We start from the raw sequence: 13094 nt of genomic DNA on the forward strand, positions 1-13094 counted from the left end.
TTGCCCCCTCCTAACCCTCCCCGCTCTCGGCCGGCCAAAGGCCGGTCCGATCACGGGAGAGGGGACTGCCGCCGCTTTGACACATACGTCACGCCTCCAAGCGTCCTGCCCCCTCTCCCGCGATCGGACCGGCCTTTGGCCGGCCGAGAGCGGGGGAGGGATGGGGAGGGGGCAAAGGAGGAGGAGGGGGCAAAACGCGCCGCCCTCCCCGACGTTTCACGCCGCCTTCACCCCGCCCAGGAAGCTCTCCACCTCCTGGCGCAGGCGGGCGGATTCGCTGCTCAGATGGTCGGCGACGCTGCGGACTTCGCCGGCGGCGCGGCCGGTGTCGCCGGCGGCGCGGGTGACGTCGGCGATGTTGCTGGTCACCTGCTGGGTGCCCTGGGCCGCCTCCTGGACGTTGCGGCTGATCTCCTGGGTCGCGGCACTCTGCTGCTCCACCGCCGAGGCGATGGTCGCGGAGATCTGGCTGATTTCCGTGATGATGCGGCCGATTTCGCTGATGGCGGCGACCGCCTCGCGGGTGGAGCCCTGGATGGTGGCGATCTGGCCGGTGATGTCCTCGGTCGCCTTGGCGGTCTGGTTGGCGAGGCTCTTCACCTCGCTCGCCACTACGGCGAAGCCCTTGCCGGCCTCGCCGGCGCGGGCGGCCTCGATGGTCGCGTTCAGCGCCAGAAGGTTGGTCTGGGCGGCGATGTTGCTGATGAGGTCCACCACTTCGCCGATCTTCTGGGCGCCTTCGGCCAGGCTGGAGACGACGCTGTTGGCGCGGCCGGCGCCGCTGACCGCCTGTTCGGCGACGCGGGTCGATTGCGAGACCTGCCGGCCGATCTCGGCGATGGAGGAGGACAGCTCTTCCGCCGCCGCGGCGACGGTCTGGACGTTGGCGGAAGCCTGCTCGGCCGCCGAGGCCACCGTGGTGCTCTGGCGGTTGGTCTCGTCGGCGGTGGAGGTCAGCATGCCGGCCGACTGCTGCATCTGGGTGGCCGCGCCCGACAGGCTCTGGACCACCGCGGTCACGTTGCCCTCGAAGGCGCGGGTCAACTCCTCCAGCCGGGCGGCGCGGCGGGCCTTGGCCTCCTCTTCGGCGCGTTGGGCGGCGGCAAGGCGATCGGCCTCAATGGCGTTCCGCTTGAACACGTCGACGGCCTCGGCCATCGCGCCGACCTCGTCGCCGCGGCCGATGCCGGGGACCTCGACCGAGCGGTCGCCGCCGGCCAGCCGGCTCATGGCGGCGGTCATGGCGACGATCGGGCTGGCGATGGCGCCGCGCAGCAGCATCCCGGCGGCGACGGCGACCAGGATCGAGGCCAATGCGCCGACGATGGCGGTGGCGTAGCCGGTGGAGAAGGCGGAGCGCTGTTCCGCATAGCGCGTCTCCAGCAGGGTGCGTTCGGCTCCCTCGATCTGCACCACCAGGGCGCGGATGCTGTCCATCGACGCCTTGCCCAGCGCCTTGGCCTCCATCGCGCGGGCTTCCTCGCGCGTTTCCGGCTTGGACATCAGGGCGATTTCCTTTTCGGCGACGGTGCTGCGCCAGGTTTCGGCATGCTTACGCAGATCCTCCAGCCGGGCCTGCTGCTGTGGGTTGTCGGCGGTCAGCGACTTCACCTCCGCCAGCAGACGGTCGAAGGACTGGCCGCCTTTCCGGTAGGGCTCCAGGAAGGCTTCGTCGCCGCTGACCAGATAGCCGCGCAGGCCGGTCTCCTGGTCGATCATCGCCGCCAGCACCGCGTTGGTGTTCTGGATCACCCGGTAGGTGTGGATCGTCCAGCCGATGGAAGACTGGATGGAAGACAAGGTCGAATAATTGGCGACGCTGATGATGCCGGTGATGGCGATCAGGGCAGCAAAAGCGGCCAGGAGCTTGCCGCCGATACGGAGGTTGATGAACCAGGACATCTTATTGCGCCTCATATGACCGAAAGGGCATTTTGTTCGCGCGGACAATCGCCTCGCCCGAGGAATCGGATGCGAATGGGTGAGTGACTAACCCGATCGAATGCTCCGTCTGATACGTCAGCATTTGTGTTTTCGATCATCGAAAATTTTACGTATATCGAAATCTTCGGTCTATTACATAGAGGCTATACCGGTTTTCCAGGCCAAGCGGCGGCAATGCTCCGCCGCAACCCCCGGCGTCTTCGGGAGCGTTGCTTGCGATACACGGGTATGGATGGGACATGGTGTCGCAGCGACCGGCAAAGGCCCGGATCGGCTTCCCAAATCAGCGCCGCAGCCGCATGTCGATGTGGGGAATGCCGAAGTCGTCGTAGGACTCGGTTATCCGGACGAATCCGAATCCGCCGTAGAAGCGCTCCAGATGCTGCTGTGCGCCGATGACCACGTCGCGGCCGGGCCAGCGTTCCGCCAGCACCGTCAGGGATTCGGCGACCAGCGCCCGCCCCAGTCCGGTGGAGCGTTGCGACGGATCGACCGCCAGCCGTCCGAAGGAGACCGGGGCATCCGGCGCCTCCTCCTCCGGCCCCAGGCAGCGGGCGCAGCCGACGACGGTGCCGGCCGCGTCGGTGGCGATCAGGTGAAGCGCGCCGGGATCGCGGCCGTCGATGTCGGGGTAGGGGGACGCCTGCTCGACCACGAACACGCGGCTGCGCAGGGCCAGCAGGTCGTGCAATTGGCGAAGGCTCAGCTGGTCGAAGGCGACGCGGCGGATGGGCGGCCGGGACATGAGACAGGCTTACCGGTCAGGCGATGGCGTTGCGGATCATGTAGTCGGCGATGTCCTTGGGCTTGACCTTGATCTCGGTCAGCGGCTCGTCGGCGGTCATCGCCTTGGCGACCAGCAGGCTGTTCTGCACGTTGGTCAGGGCGATGCGGAAGATGCCGGCGGCACCCTTCAGCCGGGGATAATAGGTCGGGTCGATGATCTTCTCGCGCCGGCCGAGCCGGGCCAGCGCGGCCTCCTCGTCCAGCCCGTCGACCTCCTTGGAGTGGACCAGCTTCCAATCGGTCTCGCCGCCCCAGCCGGCGGTGACGGCGGATTTAACCGCCGCCTCGTCCTCGGCGACGCCCAGCTTGAAGATGTGCTTTCCCTGTCCGACGTCGGACGCCCATTTGGTCAGGGCGGCGCTGCGCGCGACGAAGACGACGGCCATGACGACTCGATCCTCTTGGGGGGAATGGCTTGGAAGCGGATTACTGCAGCGACGACTGGCGCGCGATCGGCGTGATCAGGATGCGGGTGACCACGTCCTTGCCGAACATGGCGACCACCGATTCGTCGATGCGGCGGCGCAGGGCCGGGACGTTGGCGATGTTGCCGCGGACGATCCAGCCCTCGTCGATGCCCTTGTAGATGGCCGTCAGCACGGCGTCGTGCAGGCGGGGGATGCTCAACTGCACCTCGCCCAGCCGCAGCGCGTCGCCGATCTCCAGATTCACTTCGACCTGGGTGTATTTCTCGATCCGGCCGGCATTCACCACCGGAACCATCAGCGGCTTGATCCGCACCGACGGGGGCAGGGCGCCCGGCGCGCCTTCGGCCGCAACCGCGGGCAGACTGGCAGTAAGGAGGCCCGCCAGCGAAAGCACCCCGACCAGGGCGGCGCGGATGGCAACCGGAAGGCGGCGGGCCGGAACGCTGTCTGAAAGGTGGGCGGCAGGCTGAAGGCTGCGCATCGGGGAGCACCGCGAAGGACCGGAAGGCGCTGAATCCTACCGGTCCGCCGCGGCGCTTGCAACCTTGGCCCTAGCCCCTAGGGTCGGCCCCGATGCGTGTTGTCACGGCGCGACGGTGCCGGTCAGGCCGCCTTCTTGCCGCTGGCGGCGATGGCCTTCTTGTTCACGTCGCCGATGGCCAGCTTGTTCAGCAGCGAGTCCGTGTCCTTCTCCTCCTGCAGCGTCTCGTCCAGCAGTTGGGCGACCTTGTCGAGGCCGCAGGCGGTGGCGTAGGCGTGCAGCGTGCCATAGCTGGCGATCTCGTAATGCTCCACCTTCTGGGCGGCGGCGATCAGGGCGGCGTCCTGCACCTCCGGGGCGAGGCCCATCTCCAGGATTTCCTGGGCTTCGCTGATCAGCCCCTCCATCGCGTCGCAATGCTTGCCGCGGGGACGGGTGTCCAGTTCCTCGAAGACCTGCTGCAGCCGCTCGATCTGGCCGTTGGTCTGTTCCAGATGGGTTTCGAAGGCTTGGCGGAGCTGGTCGGAATGGGCGGCCTTGATCATCTTGGGGAGGGCCTTCGTGATCTGCTTCTCGGCGTGGTAAATGTCGCGGAGATCCTCGATCAGCAGATCCTGCATCGTCTTGGCAGCCATGGTGACGGTCCTTCCTCGCTATGGATGTCCGTCCGGCGGGCGTTTTGCGGAGCGGGGCTCCTGCGCGCCGGATCGGCAGCGTGGACAACAGCGGCGGCTGCCGGGTGTTGCAGTCTCGAACGGGGACTGGCCATCGGGCGAATGGTCCGGCGGATGGATGCCGGAGGAGAGGTTACATGACGGCAGGCAATGGGGACGGCGAAGTCCTGTTCGAATTTCAGCGGGTCGGCAGCTATCTGCGGGTCACCGCCATCGACGCCCAGACCGGTGTGGAGGTGACGGTGGCCGGCCCAGCCACCGGCAGCCAGGAACTGCTGAAACGGACGGCGATCAACAAGCTGCGCTTTGTCCAGAACAAGGAGAGCCAGAACAAGGATGCGAAAGCGGCGCCGGGCCGGCCGCCGGGCACCAAGCCGCGGTCCGGCGGGCTCTACTGACCGTCGAGCGGCGGGAAGGCCGCGACTGGGCATAAGAAAACGCGCCGCCGGTCGGGACCGGGCGGCGCGGATCGAAGTCTGGCTTTGCTGATGGTGAGCGCCGGCATGCCCCCGCCGGTGGCCCAGGCCTTTACGCCGGACCGCCGGTCGTAGAGCGAACCGCTCGACCCCGACAGTAGACCTATGCCTGCCCGTTGGCACTGGCGCAGGGGGTGTAACGCTTGTAGAACCGCGCATCGCTGAACGAATGGCGCATAAGAAGGGCGCTTTCCCATGCCGTCCGCCCTCACCGGCGGAGCCGGCGGACTGCTTCCGGATCGGCCCTCAGGAGCCGGCTGTTGTCCCGGGGGCGAAGGATCGAAATACCAGAGGATCGAGGCCATGGTTCGTGTGACGGCTTTCCTGCGCGTGTCCCTCCTGTCGGCGGCGCTGGCGGCAACCCTGCCGGCCATCGAGGCGGCGCCCGCCGCCGGTGCCGCCGCCGGCGCTCAGACCGCCCAGGGGCACGGCGGGCAGGGGCATGGAAGCCAAACTCATGGAAGCCAGGCCGGCCAGCGGTCCAGTGGCGACAAGCAGGCCGGCCCGACCAACGCGGCGCCGCCCTCCACCGCTCCCCAGCCGACGACGCCGGCCGCCGGCTGCCTGAAGCCGGGTGTTCCGCTGTGCATGGACGATCAGGCCACCTTCCTCAGCGCGGACAGGATGTCGTCCTGCCAGGGCGAGGTGAAGGAGTATGTCGACAAGTCGATGGCCTACCTGACCTGCCTGAACGACGAGAACATCGCGACGGGGCGCGAGTTGAGCCGAAACGTCGACCGCTTCAACTGCCGCCTGTCCGGACGGAAGGGCTGCGCCAACTGAGGCGCGCCGCCCGCCGGCGACCGTGAGAGTCGGTCGCGTCTTCAATCAATCCGATATGGCCCGTACCGGCCGAACACGCACGCGGGCCGGATCCCGGCAGGGACCGGCCCGCGTTGCATACGGACTTTGTTCGTTCAGCCGGCCTTGCGGCGGGTCTGGCGGCCGGAGCTGCGGCCCAGGCCGATGCGCTTGGCGAATTCCGAACGCTGCGCGGCGTAGTTCGGCGCGACCATCGGATAGTCGGGCGGAAGTCCCCAACGGGCGCGGTACTCGTCCGGCGACATGTTGTAGGTCGAGCGAAGGTGCCGCTTCAGCATCTTCAACTTCTTCCCGTCTTCCAGGCAGACGATGTATTCGGGCGTCACCGACTTGCGAATCGGAACGGCCGGCTTCAGCGGTTCCGCCGCGACCTCACGAGGCTGACCATTCAGTCCGGTCAGCGACGAGTAGACCGTATTGATCACGTCGGGGATTTGCTGAGCAGGCAACACGTTCTTGCTGACATACGCCGATACGATGTCGGCGGTCATCCGCAGCAGCGCATTGTCCGGTACATCGGCGCGAAGCTGGTCGCTCATTGCACTGTGTCCTGGTTTTTCATTTGTCCGTACGAACCAAGTTGCATACCGTGATTTGGGTGTCAATATAATTTCGGCAAGCGTCAAATTAGTTGCTCTTGCCCTTCAGAACAAAGGAGCAAGGTGCAAATCAGCTTTCGCTGAAAACCCTCATCGCGTCGTGGCTGTGCCGCGGCTTTAGGGGGTGTCTAGTAAGTGCCGGCTTGCGATTTTCCGACGACGGTGATGCGGTAATTGGCTGATTTCCAACTCCTATAACGAATCGGCTATCTCCCTTGCTTCGACGGTTCGACAACGAAGGGGTGAAAACCGTGTCTGAACTTTCGCGGGAGTTGGGGAGCGGTGGCGGCCGGAGCGGCCCGGCGCAGACAGGCTTGCGGACGGGTGCGGCACGGGGGCCATCCGCACCCATGCGGGACACCGTCCCGATTTTAGCCATGCATCCACGTCATGGTGTGGCTGTGGCGGTTCGCACCGACATCTGGTAGGGTGCGGGCGTCTTTTGCCGCTATCGCGCGTCACCGCACCCGTTACCGCACGCACCGGAGTTTCCGTCGTCATGACCGTCAGCACTGTGGCACTCGCCTCCGACCACGCCGGCTACGAGCTGAAGGCTCAGATCGCCGGACAGTTGGAGGCCGCCGGCTACACCGTCCTCGATCTCGGCACCGACGGCCCGGCTTCGGTCGATTACCCGGACTTCGCCGCGGCGCTGGCCGCCGCCGTCACCGACGGCCGGGCGCAGCGCGGCGTGCTGATCTGCGGCAGCGGCATCGGCATCAGCATCGCCGCCAACCGCCACCCCGGCATCCGCGCCGCCCTGGTCCATGACGTCACCACCGCGCGCCTGTCGCGCGAGCACAACGACGCCAACGTGATCGCGCTGGGCGCCCGCATCATCGGGCCGGAGATCGCAAAGGATTGCGTGAACGCCTTCCTGAAGGCCGAGTTCGAAGGCGGCGAGCGCCACAGCCGCCGCATCGCCAAGATGGGCTGAGCGCGCCGTCCGCGCCGCCCGAACTTGGACAGCATTCGGCTGCAGAGGCCCGCGACCGGGGCGCGTCAGACCCCGGACCGACCAGTATGGAAGCCCGGCCCGCCCGGACCGCTTCACGCCCTTCGATGAGGAACCCTCCGCCATGACCAGCAGCAACACCGCCGAGATCGGCCGCTTCTTCGCCGCCTCGCTCGCCGAGACCGATCCCGAACTGGCCCGCGCGGTGCGCGACGAGCTGGTCCGCCAGCAGGAGCAGATCGAGCTGATCGCGTCCGAGAACATCGTCTCGCAGGCGGTGCTGGAGGCGCAGGGCTCGGTGCTGACCAACAAGTATGCCGAAGGCTATCCGGGCAAGCGTTACTACGGCGGCTGCGAGTTCGTCGACGTGGCGGAGAATCTCGCCATCGAGCGCGCCTGCAAGCTGTTCGGCTGCGACTTCGCCAACGTGCAGCCAAACTCCGGCTCCCAGGCCAACCAGGCGGTGCTGCTCGCCCTGCTGCAGCCGGGCGACTGCGTGCTGGGCATGTCGCTGGCCGCCGGCGGCCACCTGACCCACGGCGCCGCGCCGAACATGTCGGGCAAGTGGTTCAAGGCCGTGCAGTACGGCGTCCGCAAGGACGACCACCTGATCGACTTCGATCAGGTCGAGGCGCTGGCCCGCGAGCACAAGCCGAAGCTGATCATCGCCGGCGGCTCCGCCTATCCGCGCGTTCTGGACTACCAGCGCTTCCGCGCCATTGCGGACGAGGTCGGCGCCATCTTCATGGTGGACATCGCCCACTATGCCGGCCTGATCGCCGGCGGCGTCTATCCGAACCCGTTCCCCTACGCCGACGTGGTCACCACCACCACCCACAAGACCCTGCGCGGCCCGCGCGGCGGCATGGTGCTGACCAATAAGGAAGACATCGCCAAGAAGATCAACTCGGCGGTGTTCCCCGGCCTGCAGGGCGGTCCGCTGATGCATGTCATCGCCGCCAAGGCGGTGGCCTTCGCCGAGGCGCTGCGTCCGGAGTTCAAGACCTACGCCCAGGCGGTGGTGGACAACGCCCAGATCCTGGCCAAGACGCTGATCGCCGGCGGGCTGGACATCGTGTCGGGCGGCACCGACAGCCACATCGTGCTGGTCGACCTGCGTCCGAAGAACCTGACCGGTAAGGCGGCCGAAGCCAGCCTCGAGCATGCCGGCATGACCTGCAACAAGAACGGCGTGCCGTTCGACCCGCAGAAGCCGATGATCACCTCCGGCGTCCGTCTGGGCAGCCCGGCGGCGACCACCCGCGGCTTCGGCACCGCGGAGTTCAAACAGGTCGGCGAGATGATCGTGGAGACGCTGGACGGGCTGGCCGCCAGCAACTCCGGCGACAACACGGCGGTCGAGGCGTCGGTGCGCGAGCGCGTGCGCGGCCTGTGCCGTCAGTTCCCGATCTATCCCACGCTGTAATCGCCCAAGCTGCAATAGACGGGGAAATAACCAGATGCGCTGCCCGTTCTGCGGAAACGAGGACACCCAGGTCAAGGACTCGCGCCCGACCGAAGACAACTCGGCGATCCGCCGGCGGCGCTTCTGTCCCAGCTGCAGCGCCCGCTTCACCACCTTCGAACGCGTGCAGCTGCGTGAGCTGACGGTGGTGAAGAGCAACGGCCAGCGCGAACCCTTCGACCGCGAGAAGCTGTTGCGGTCGATGAGGATCGCTTTGCGCAAGCGCCCGATCGACGCCGACCGCATTGACCGGGTGGTGAACAGCATGGTCCGTCAGCTGGAATCCTCCGGCGAAAGCGAGATCCCGTCGAAGCAGATCGGCGAGAAGATCATGGAGGCGCTGCAGACCATGGATCAGGTCGCCTACATCCGCTACGCCTCGGTCTACAAGGACTTCCGCGAAGCCTCGGACTTCAACGAGTTCGTGGAGCAGCTGGCGCCGGAAGCCTCGCCGGGGATGTAATCCGGCAGGTCAGGATATCGGCAGGATAAGCAATATCCCCGCGAAGGTCTCCTTCGCGGGGATATTGTTTTTGACGGGCGTTTCCCCTCACCCGAACTGCGCCAGGATCGCCAGCAGCAGGATCGCCACGATGTTGGTGATCTTGATCATCGGGTTCACCGCCGGACCGGCGGTGTCCTTGTAGGGGTCGCCGACGGTGTCGCCGGTCACCGCCGCCTTGTGGGCGTCGGATCCCTTGCCGCCGTGGTTGCCCTCCTCGATGTATTTCTTGGCATTGTCCCAGGCGCCGCCGCCCGACGTCATCGAGATGGCGACGAAGATACCGGTGACGATGGTCCCCAGCAGCATCGCGCCCAGCGAGGCGAAGCCCGCCGCCTGACCGCCGATGGCGGCGATGACGATGTACAGAACCACCGGTGCCAGCACCGGCAGCAGCGAGGGGATGATCATCTCCTTGATCGCCGCACGGGTCAGCATGTCCACTGCCCGGCCGTAATCGGGCTTGGCGGTGCCCTCCATGATGCCGGGGATCTCGCGGAACTGGCGCCGCACTTCCACCACCACCGACCCGGCGGCGCGGCCGACGGCGGTCATGCCCATGGCGCCGAACAGGTAGGGCAGCAGGCCGCCCACCAGCAGGCCGACGACGACATAGGGGTCGTTCAGCCGGAACTCCACCGGCACGTTCGGGAAGTAATGGCCCAAGTCCTGGACATAGGCCGCGAACAGGACCAGGGCGGCCAGACCGGCGGAGCCGATGGCGTAGCCCTTGGTCACCGCCTTGGTGGTGTTGCCGACGGCGTCCAGCGCGTCGGTGGTGACGCGGATGTTGGCGGGCATGTCCGACATCTCGGCGATGCCGCCGGCATTGTCGGTGACCGGCCCGTAGGCGTCGAGCGCCACCACCATGCCGGCCAGCGCCAGCATCGTCGTCGCGGCGATGCCGATGCCGAAGACGCCGGCCTGGCCATGGGCGATCAGGATGCCGGCACAGATGACGATCACCGGCAGGGCGGTCGATTCCATCGACACGGCAAGGCCCTGGATGACGTTGGTGCCATGCCCGGTCTCCGATGCCTTGGCGACGCTGCGCACCGGGCGGAAGGCGGTGGAGGTGTAGAACTCGGTGATCCAGACCAGCAGGCCGGTGACGCCCAGCCCCACCAGGGCGGAGACGAACAGGTTGAGCCCGGTGATCGAGGTGCCGTCGGCCATCGGGATGGCGCGGGTGAAGCCGAACAGGATCGCGGTGACGATCAGGATCAGCACCAGCGACAGCCCCGCCGCGACGATCAGCCCCTTGTAGAGCGCCTTCATGATGGCGTTGTCGGCACCGAGCTTCACCGCGAAGGTGCCGGCGACCGAGGCCAGGATGCACACCGCGCCGATCAGCAGCGGATAGACCAGCATCAGCCGCAACACGCCCCCGGAAAAGAAAATCGCCGCCAACAGCATGGTGGCGACGATGGTGACAGCGTAGGTTTCGAACAGGTCGGCGGCCATACCGGCACAGTCGCCGACATTGTCGCCGACATTGTCGGCGATGACCGCCGGGTTGCGCGGGTCGTCCTCCGGAATGCCGGCCTCCACCTTGCCGACGAGGTCGGCACCGACGTCGGCGCCCTTGGTGAAGATGCCGCCGCCCAGCCGCGCGAAGATGGAGATCAGCGACGCGCCGAAGCTGAGCGCTACCAGCGCCTCCAGGATCGTGCGGACCTCCACCGGGTCGCCGACGCGATAGACCAGCGTCAGGATGCCGAAATAGCCGCCGACACCCAGCAGTCCCAGCCCGACCACCAGCATGCCGGTGATCGCCCCCGACTTGAAGGCGATGTCCAGCGCCGGCGCCAGCCCGTTGGTCGCGGCCTGTGCCGTGCGGACGTTGGCGCGGACCGAGACGTTCATGCCGATGTAGCCTGCGCTGCCCGACAGCACGGCGCCGATCAGGAAGCCCAAAGCCACCGGGAAGCCCAGCGTCACCCACAGGATGACCAGCAGGACGACGCCGGCGATGGCGATCGTGGTGTATTGGCGGTTCAGATAGGCACGCGCCCCTTCCTGCACCGCTGCGGCGATGGCCTGCATCCGCTCCGACCCCGGCGATGCGGCCATGACTTCTTTTCCGGTGCGAAAACCGTAGGCCAGCGCGAGCAGGCCGGCGGCGATGATGACGATGAACGCTAAAGCCATCGCATCCCCCGATTGATTTCAAGGTCGCGCCCAGGAAAGTCTGTCTCCCGACCGTAATCAAATGGGGGAGAAGTCGGGCGCAAGTATTCCCGGAAAAAGCATGCTCCCCGCGCCGCCGCTTTGCAACCGCCGGAGGGACGGAGGCAGCGCGGCGAAATGGCCGCGGGCGCACCTGTCCTTTTTGGATAGTACCGCGTTACTGCGCTGCACAATATGCGCGGATGCCGGTCGAAACGACAACCGGTCAGAGATTGCGCTGCGTAACCGCCTGAACCAGAACGTCCTGCACGGCGTCCTTGCCGATGACTTTGCCGGCCGCTTCAACCAATTTCGCCTTTACGGCAGGGATATTGACCAAAGGGCCGTTCAGGATCGACTGGTCGGCAATGCCCCCATACAGCGCGGTCAGGAAGGCATCGGTCAGGCGCGGCTGGTTGGCCTGGGCCAGCGGCTGCTTGTCCAGAAGCACTTCGACCGCCACGACGACGGTCACGAACTGCTCGACTCGGGACGGGCCGATCATCGGCACCACCAGCGGCGGAAGACGGACGAAGGCGGTGGGCGGCTTCGGCGGCGGCTCCACCTTCTTCGGCGGGGCGTCCGGATGTTCGGTGAAGTATTTCTGGTAGACGAACCAGCCACCGAAGCTGGCGCCGCCCAGCAGCACGATGCCCAGGACGAGAACGATCAGGGCCTTGACCACCGCAGCACACCTTCGCAGACACCGAACCGCCGCACCCTGCGCCGGTCATGCTTTCGATTGTCTTAAGGGGGCTGGTTTTGAGGCGGCGTCAGAAATGGTCCCAGCCGCGCCGCGCCAGCGGCAGGGGCGTGCCGGCGGCGTCCTGCACCGCGACCTCGCCGGGCGTGCCGGGGGTGAGTTCGCCGATCTCGGTGATGGCGACCCCGCTGTCGGCGGCCAGGGCGGCCAGCGCATCGCGTGCCGAAGGCGGGGCACAGAACAGAAGCTCGTAGTCGTCGCCGCCGGTGATGGCCAGCGCAAGCCGGGCAGGGTCGCCGTCTATGGCGCCGCGCGCCGCGTCCGATAGCGGAACCATGTCCGCCCGCAGCAGGGCGGCGCAGCCCGATTCCTCGCAGAGATGGCCCAGGTCGGCGACCAGCCCGTCCGACACGTCCATGGCGCCGCCGGCCAAGCCGATCAGGCGCGGACCCACGCTCATCCGCGGATCGGGACGGCGCATGCGGCGCAGCAGGTGGGTGCGGGTCTCCCCGTCCGGGATGTCGAGCCGGCCATAGGCGATCTCCAGCCCCAGGGCGGCGTCGCCGATGCTGCCGGTGACGAAGACGCGGTCGCCCGGACGCCCGCCCCAGCGGGGCAGGGCTCGGCCGGCGGGGACCAGCCCGAAGGCGGTGACCGACAGGGTGATCGGACCGGTGGTGGAGACCGAATCGCCGCCGGCCAGCGCGATGCCGAACTGCCGCTGCTCCTCACCCAGCCCGGCGGCGAAGCCTTCCAGCCAGGATTCGTCCAGCCCGCGGGGCAGGGCGGTCACCAGCGTGTAAGCCAACGGCTCCGCCCCCATGGCGGCGAGGTCGGACAGGTTGCTGCGCATCAGCTTGGCCGCGATGTCGGCCGGCGCGTCGTCGGGGAAGAAATGCACCCCGGCGACCATCGCGTCGGTGGTGACCACCAGTTCCCGCCCCTCCGGCACGCCGAACACGGCGGCATCGTCCCGCAGGCCGCGGGCACCGGGAAACCCGGCGGCCAGCGGCTTGAAGAAGCGGGTGATGCGGCCGAACTCGCCGAGATGAGTGATCATGCGGGAGGCGCCTTCATGTTCCCTCTCCCG

Annotated in this window: 14 protein-coding genes; 5 read left to right on the forward strand and 9 right to left on the reverse strand. The window is 67.2% G+C overall.

What is annotated here, in order from left to right:
• Positions 1 to 216 precede the first annotated feature (216 nt).
• From AB8P05_RS13595 to AB8P05_RS13615, 5 genes are all read right to left on the reverse strand, one after another.
• The gene (locus AB8P05_RS13595) at positions 217 to 1902 is read right to left on the reverse strand and encodes a methyl-accepting chemotaxis protein (RefSeq protein WP_472758309.1); all 1686 of its coding nucleotides are present in this window, start codon (positions 1900 to 1902) and stop codon (positions 217 to 219) included.
• Positions 1903 to 2227: 325 nt separating this feature from the next.
• Positions 2228 to 2689 (reverse strand): GNAT family N-acetyltransferase, encoded by a 462-nt coding sequence (locus AB8P05_RS13600; protein WP_472758310.1) that lies wholly within the window; start codon positions 2687 to 2689, stop codon positions 2228 to 2230.
• 16 nt (positions 2690 to 2705) lie between these two features.
• The gene (locus tag AB8P05_RS13605; protein WP_472758311.1) at positions 2706 to 3116 is read right to left on the reverse strand and encodes a hypothetical protein; all 411 of its coding nucleotides are present in this window, start codon (positions 3114 to 3116) and stop codon (positions 2706 to 2708) included.
• 40 nt (positions 3117 to 3156) lie between these two features.
• Positions 3157 to 3639 carry a hypothetical protein gene (locus tag AB8P05_RS13610; protein ID WP_472758312.1) on the reverse strand — a complete coding sequence of 161 codons (483 nt, stop codon included), beginning with the start codon at positions 3637 to 3639 and terminating at the stop codon, positions 3157 to 3159.
• Between the two features lie 122 nt (positions 3640 to 3761).
• Positions 3762 to 4274 carry a YciE/YciF ferroxidase family protein gene (locus tag AB8P05_RS13615; protein WP_149223252.1) on the reverse strand — a complete coding sequence of 171 codons (513 nt, stop codon included), beginning with the start codon at positions 4272 to 4274 and terminating at the stop codon, positions 3762 to 3764.
• Between the two features lie 176 nt (positions 4275 to 4450).
• Between AB8P05_RS13615 and AB8P05_RS13620 the strand changes: the two genes are divergently transcribed.
• Together AB8P05_RS13620 and AB8P05_RS13625 are read left to right on the forward strand one after the other, a co-directional pair.
• On the forward strand, positions 4451 to 4711 hold the full coding sequence (locus AB8P05_RS13620; protein ID WP_472758313.1) for a DUF6898 family protein: 261 nt from the start codon (positions 4451 to 4453) through the stop codon (positions 4709 to 4711).
• A gap of 381 nt (positions 4712 to 5092) precedes the next feature.
• Entirely contained in the window at positions 5093 to 5572 is a 480-nt protein-coding gene (locus AB8P05_RS13625) for a hypothetical protein (protein ID WP_472758314.1), read from the forward strand.
• A gap of 134 nt (positions 5573 to 5706) precedes the next feature.
• Here the strand turns inward: AB8P05_RS13625 and AB8P05_RS13630 are convergent, their stop codons facing one another.
• The gene (locus AB8P05_RS13630; protein WP_014247241.1) at positions 5707 to 6150 is read right to left on the reverse strand and encodes a Ros/MucR family transcriptional regulator; all 444 of its coding nucleotides are present in this window, start codon (positions 6148 to 6150) and stop codon (positions 5707 to 5709) included.
• A 559-nt stretch (positions 6151 to 6709) separates the two neighbouring features.
• Between AB8P05_RS13630 and rpiB the strand changes: the two genes are divergently transcribed.
• The 3 genes from rpiB to nrdR all read left to right on the forward strand — a co-directional run bounded on the left by rpiB (position 6710) and on the right by nrdR (position 9093).
• A complete protein-coding gene (gene rpiB / locus AB8P05_RS13635) occupies positions 6710 to 7147 on the forward strand; it encodes a ribose 5-phosphate isomerase B (RefSeq protein WP_455171277.1) in 438 nt (145 codons plus the stop codon).
• A 142-nt stretch (positions 7148 to 7289) separates the two neighbouring features.
• Positions 7290 to 8591 carry a serine hydroxymethyltransferase gene (gene glyA / locus AB8P05_RS13640; protein WP_455171278.1) on the forward strand — a complete coding sequence of 434 codons (1302 nt, stop codon included), beginning with the start codon at positions 7290 to 7292 and terminating at the stop codon, positions 8589 to 8591.
• 34 nt (positions 8592 to 8625) lie between these two features.
• On the forward strand, positions 8626 to 9093 hold the full coding sequence (nrdR, locus tag AB8P05_RS13645) for a transcriptional regulator NrdR (protein ID WP_111065896.1): 468 nt from the start codon (positions 8626 to 8628) through the stop codon (positions 9091 to 9093).
• 87 nt (positions 9094 to 9180) lie between these two features.
• Here the strand turns inward: nrdR and AB8P05_RS13650 are convergent, their stop codons facing one another.
• The 3 genes from AB8P05_RS13650 to thiL all read right to left on the reverse strand — a co-directional run bounded on the left by AB8P05_RS13650 (position 9181) and on the right by thiL (position 13064).
• Positions 9181 to 11283: a sodium-translocating pyrophosphatase gene (locus AB8P05_RS13650; RefSeq protein WP_472758315.1), complete on the reverse strand. Its 2103-nt coding sequence runs from the start codon at positions 11281 to 11283 to the stop codon at positions 9181 to 9183.
• A gap of 244 nt (positions 11284 to 11527) precedes the next feature.
• Entirely contained in the window at positions 11528 to 11986 is a 459-nt protein-coding gene (locus AB8P05_RS13655) for a hypothetical protein (protein WP_455171280.1), read from the reverse strand.
• Positions 11987 to 12074: 88 nt separating this feature from the next.
• Positions 12075 to 13064 (reverse strand): thiamine-phosphate kinase, encoded by a 990-nt coding sequence (gene thiL, locus AB8P05_RS13660; protein WP_472758316.1) that lies wholly within the window; start codon positions 13062 to 13064, stop codon positions 12075 to 12077.
• Positions 13065 to 13094 lie beyond the last annotated feature (30 nt).

This window comes from Azospirillum sp. VT-I1, assembly GCF_055698305.1.

What these genes read in the sequence shown, in the direction of transcription:
- AB8P05_RS13595 (WP_472758309.1), bottom strand. Translation starts at nt 1,902, where the DNA reads ATGTCCTGGTTCATCAACCTCCGTATCGGCGGCAAGCTCCTGGCCGCT.
- AB8P05_RS13600 (WP_472758310.1), bottom strand. Translation starts at nt 2,689, where the DNA reads ATGTCCCGGCCGCCCATCCGCCGCGTCGCCTTCGACCAGCTGAGCCTT.
- AB8P05_RS13605 (WP_472758311.1), bottom strand. Translation starts at nt 3,116, where the DNA reads ATGGCCGTCGTCTTCGTCGCGCGCAGCGCCGCCCTGACCAAATGGGCG.
- AB8P05_RS13610 (WP_472758312.1), bottom strand. Translation starts at nt 3,639, where the DNA reads ATGCGCAGCCTTCAGCCTGCCGCCCACCTTTCAGACAGCGTTCCGGCC.
- AB8P05_RS13615 (WP_149223252.1), bottom strand. Translation starts at nt 4,274, where the DNA reads ATGGCTGCCAAGACGATGCAGGATCTGCTGATCGAGGATCTCCGCGAC.
- AB8P05_RS13620 (WP_472758313.1), top strand. Translation starts at nt 4,451, where the DNA reads ATGACGGCAGGCAATGGGGACGGCGAAGTCCTGTTCGAATTTCAGCGG.
- AB8P05_RS13625 (WP_472758314.1), top strand. Translation starts at nt 5,093, where the DNA reads ATGGTTCGTGTGACGGCTTTCCTGCGCGTGTCCCTCCTGTCGGCGGCG.
- AB8P05_RS13630 (WP_014247241.1), bottom strand. Translation starts at nt 6,150, where the DNA reads ATGAGCGACCAGCTTCGCGCCGATGTACCGGACAATGCGCTGCTGCGG.
- rpiB (WP_455171277.1), top strand. Translation starts at nt 6,710, where the DNA reads ATGACCGTCAGCACTGTGGCACTCGCCTCCGACCACGCCGGCTACGAG.
- glyA (WP_455171278.1), top strand. Translation starts at nt 7,290, where the DNA reads ATGACCAGCAGCAACACCGCCGAGATCGGCCGCTTCTTCGCCGCCTCG.
- nrdR (WP_111065896.1), top strand. Translation starts at nt 8,626, where the DNA reads ATGCGCTGCCCGTTCTGCGGAAACGAGGACACCCAGGTCAAGGACTCG.
- AB8P05_RS13650 (WP_472758315.1), bottom strand. Translation starts at nt 11,283, where the DNA reads ATGGCTTTAGCGTTCATCGTCATCATCGCCGCCGGCCTGCTCGCGCTG.
- thiL (WP_472758316.1), bottom strand. Translation starts at nt 13,064, where the DNA reads ATGATCACTCATCTCGGCGAGTTCGGCCGCATCACCCGCTTCTTCAAG.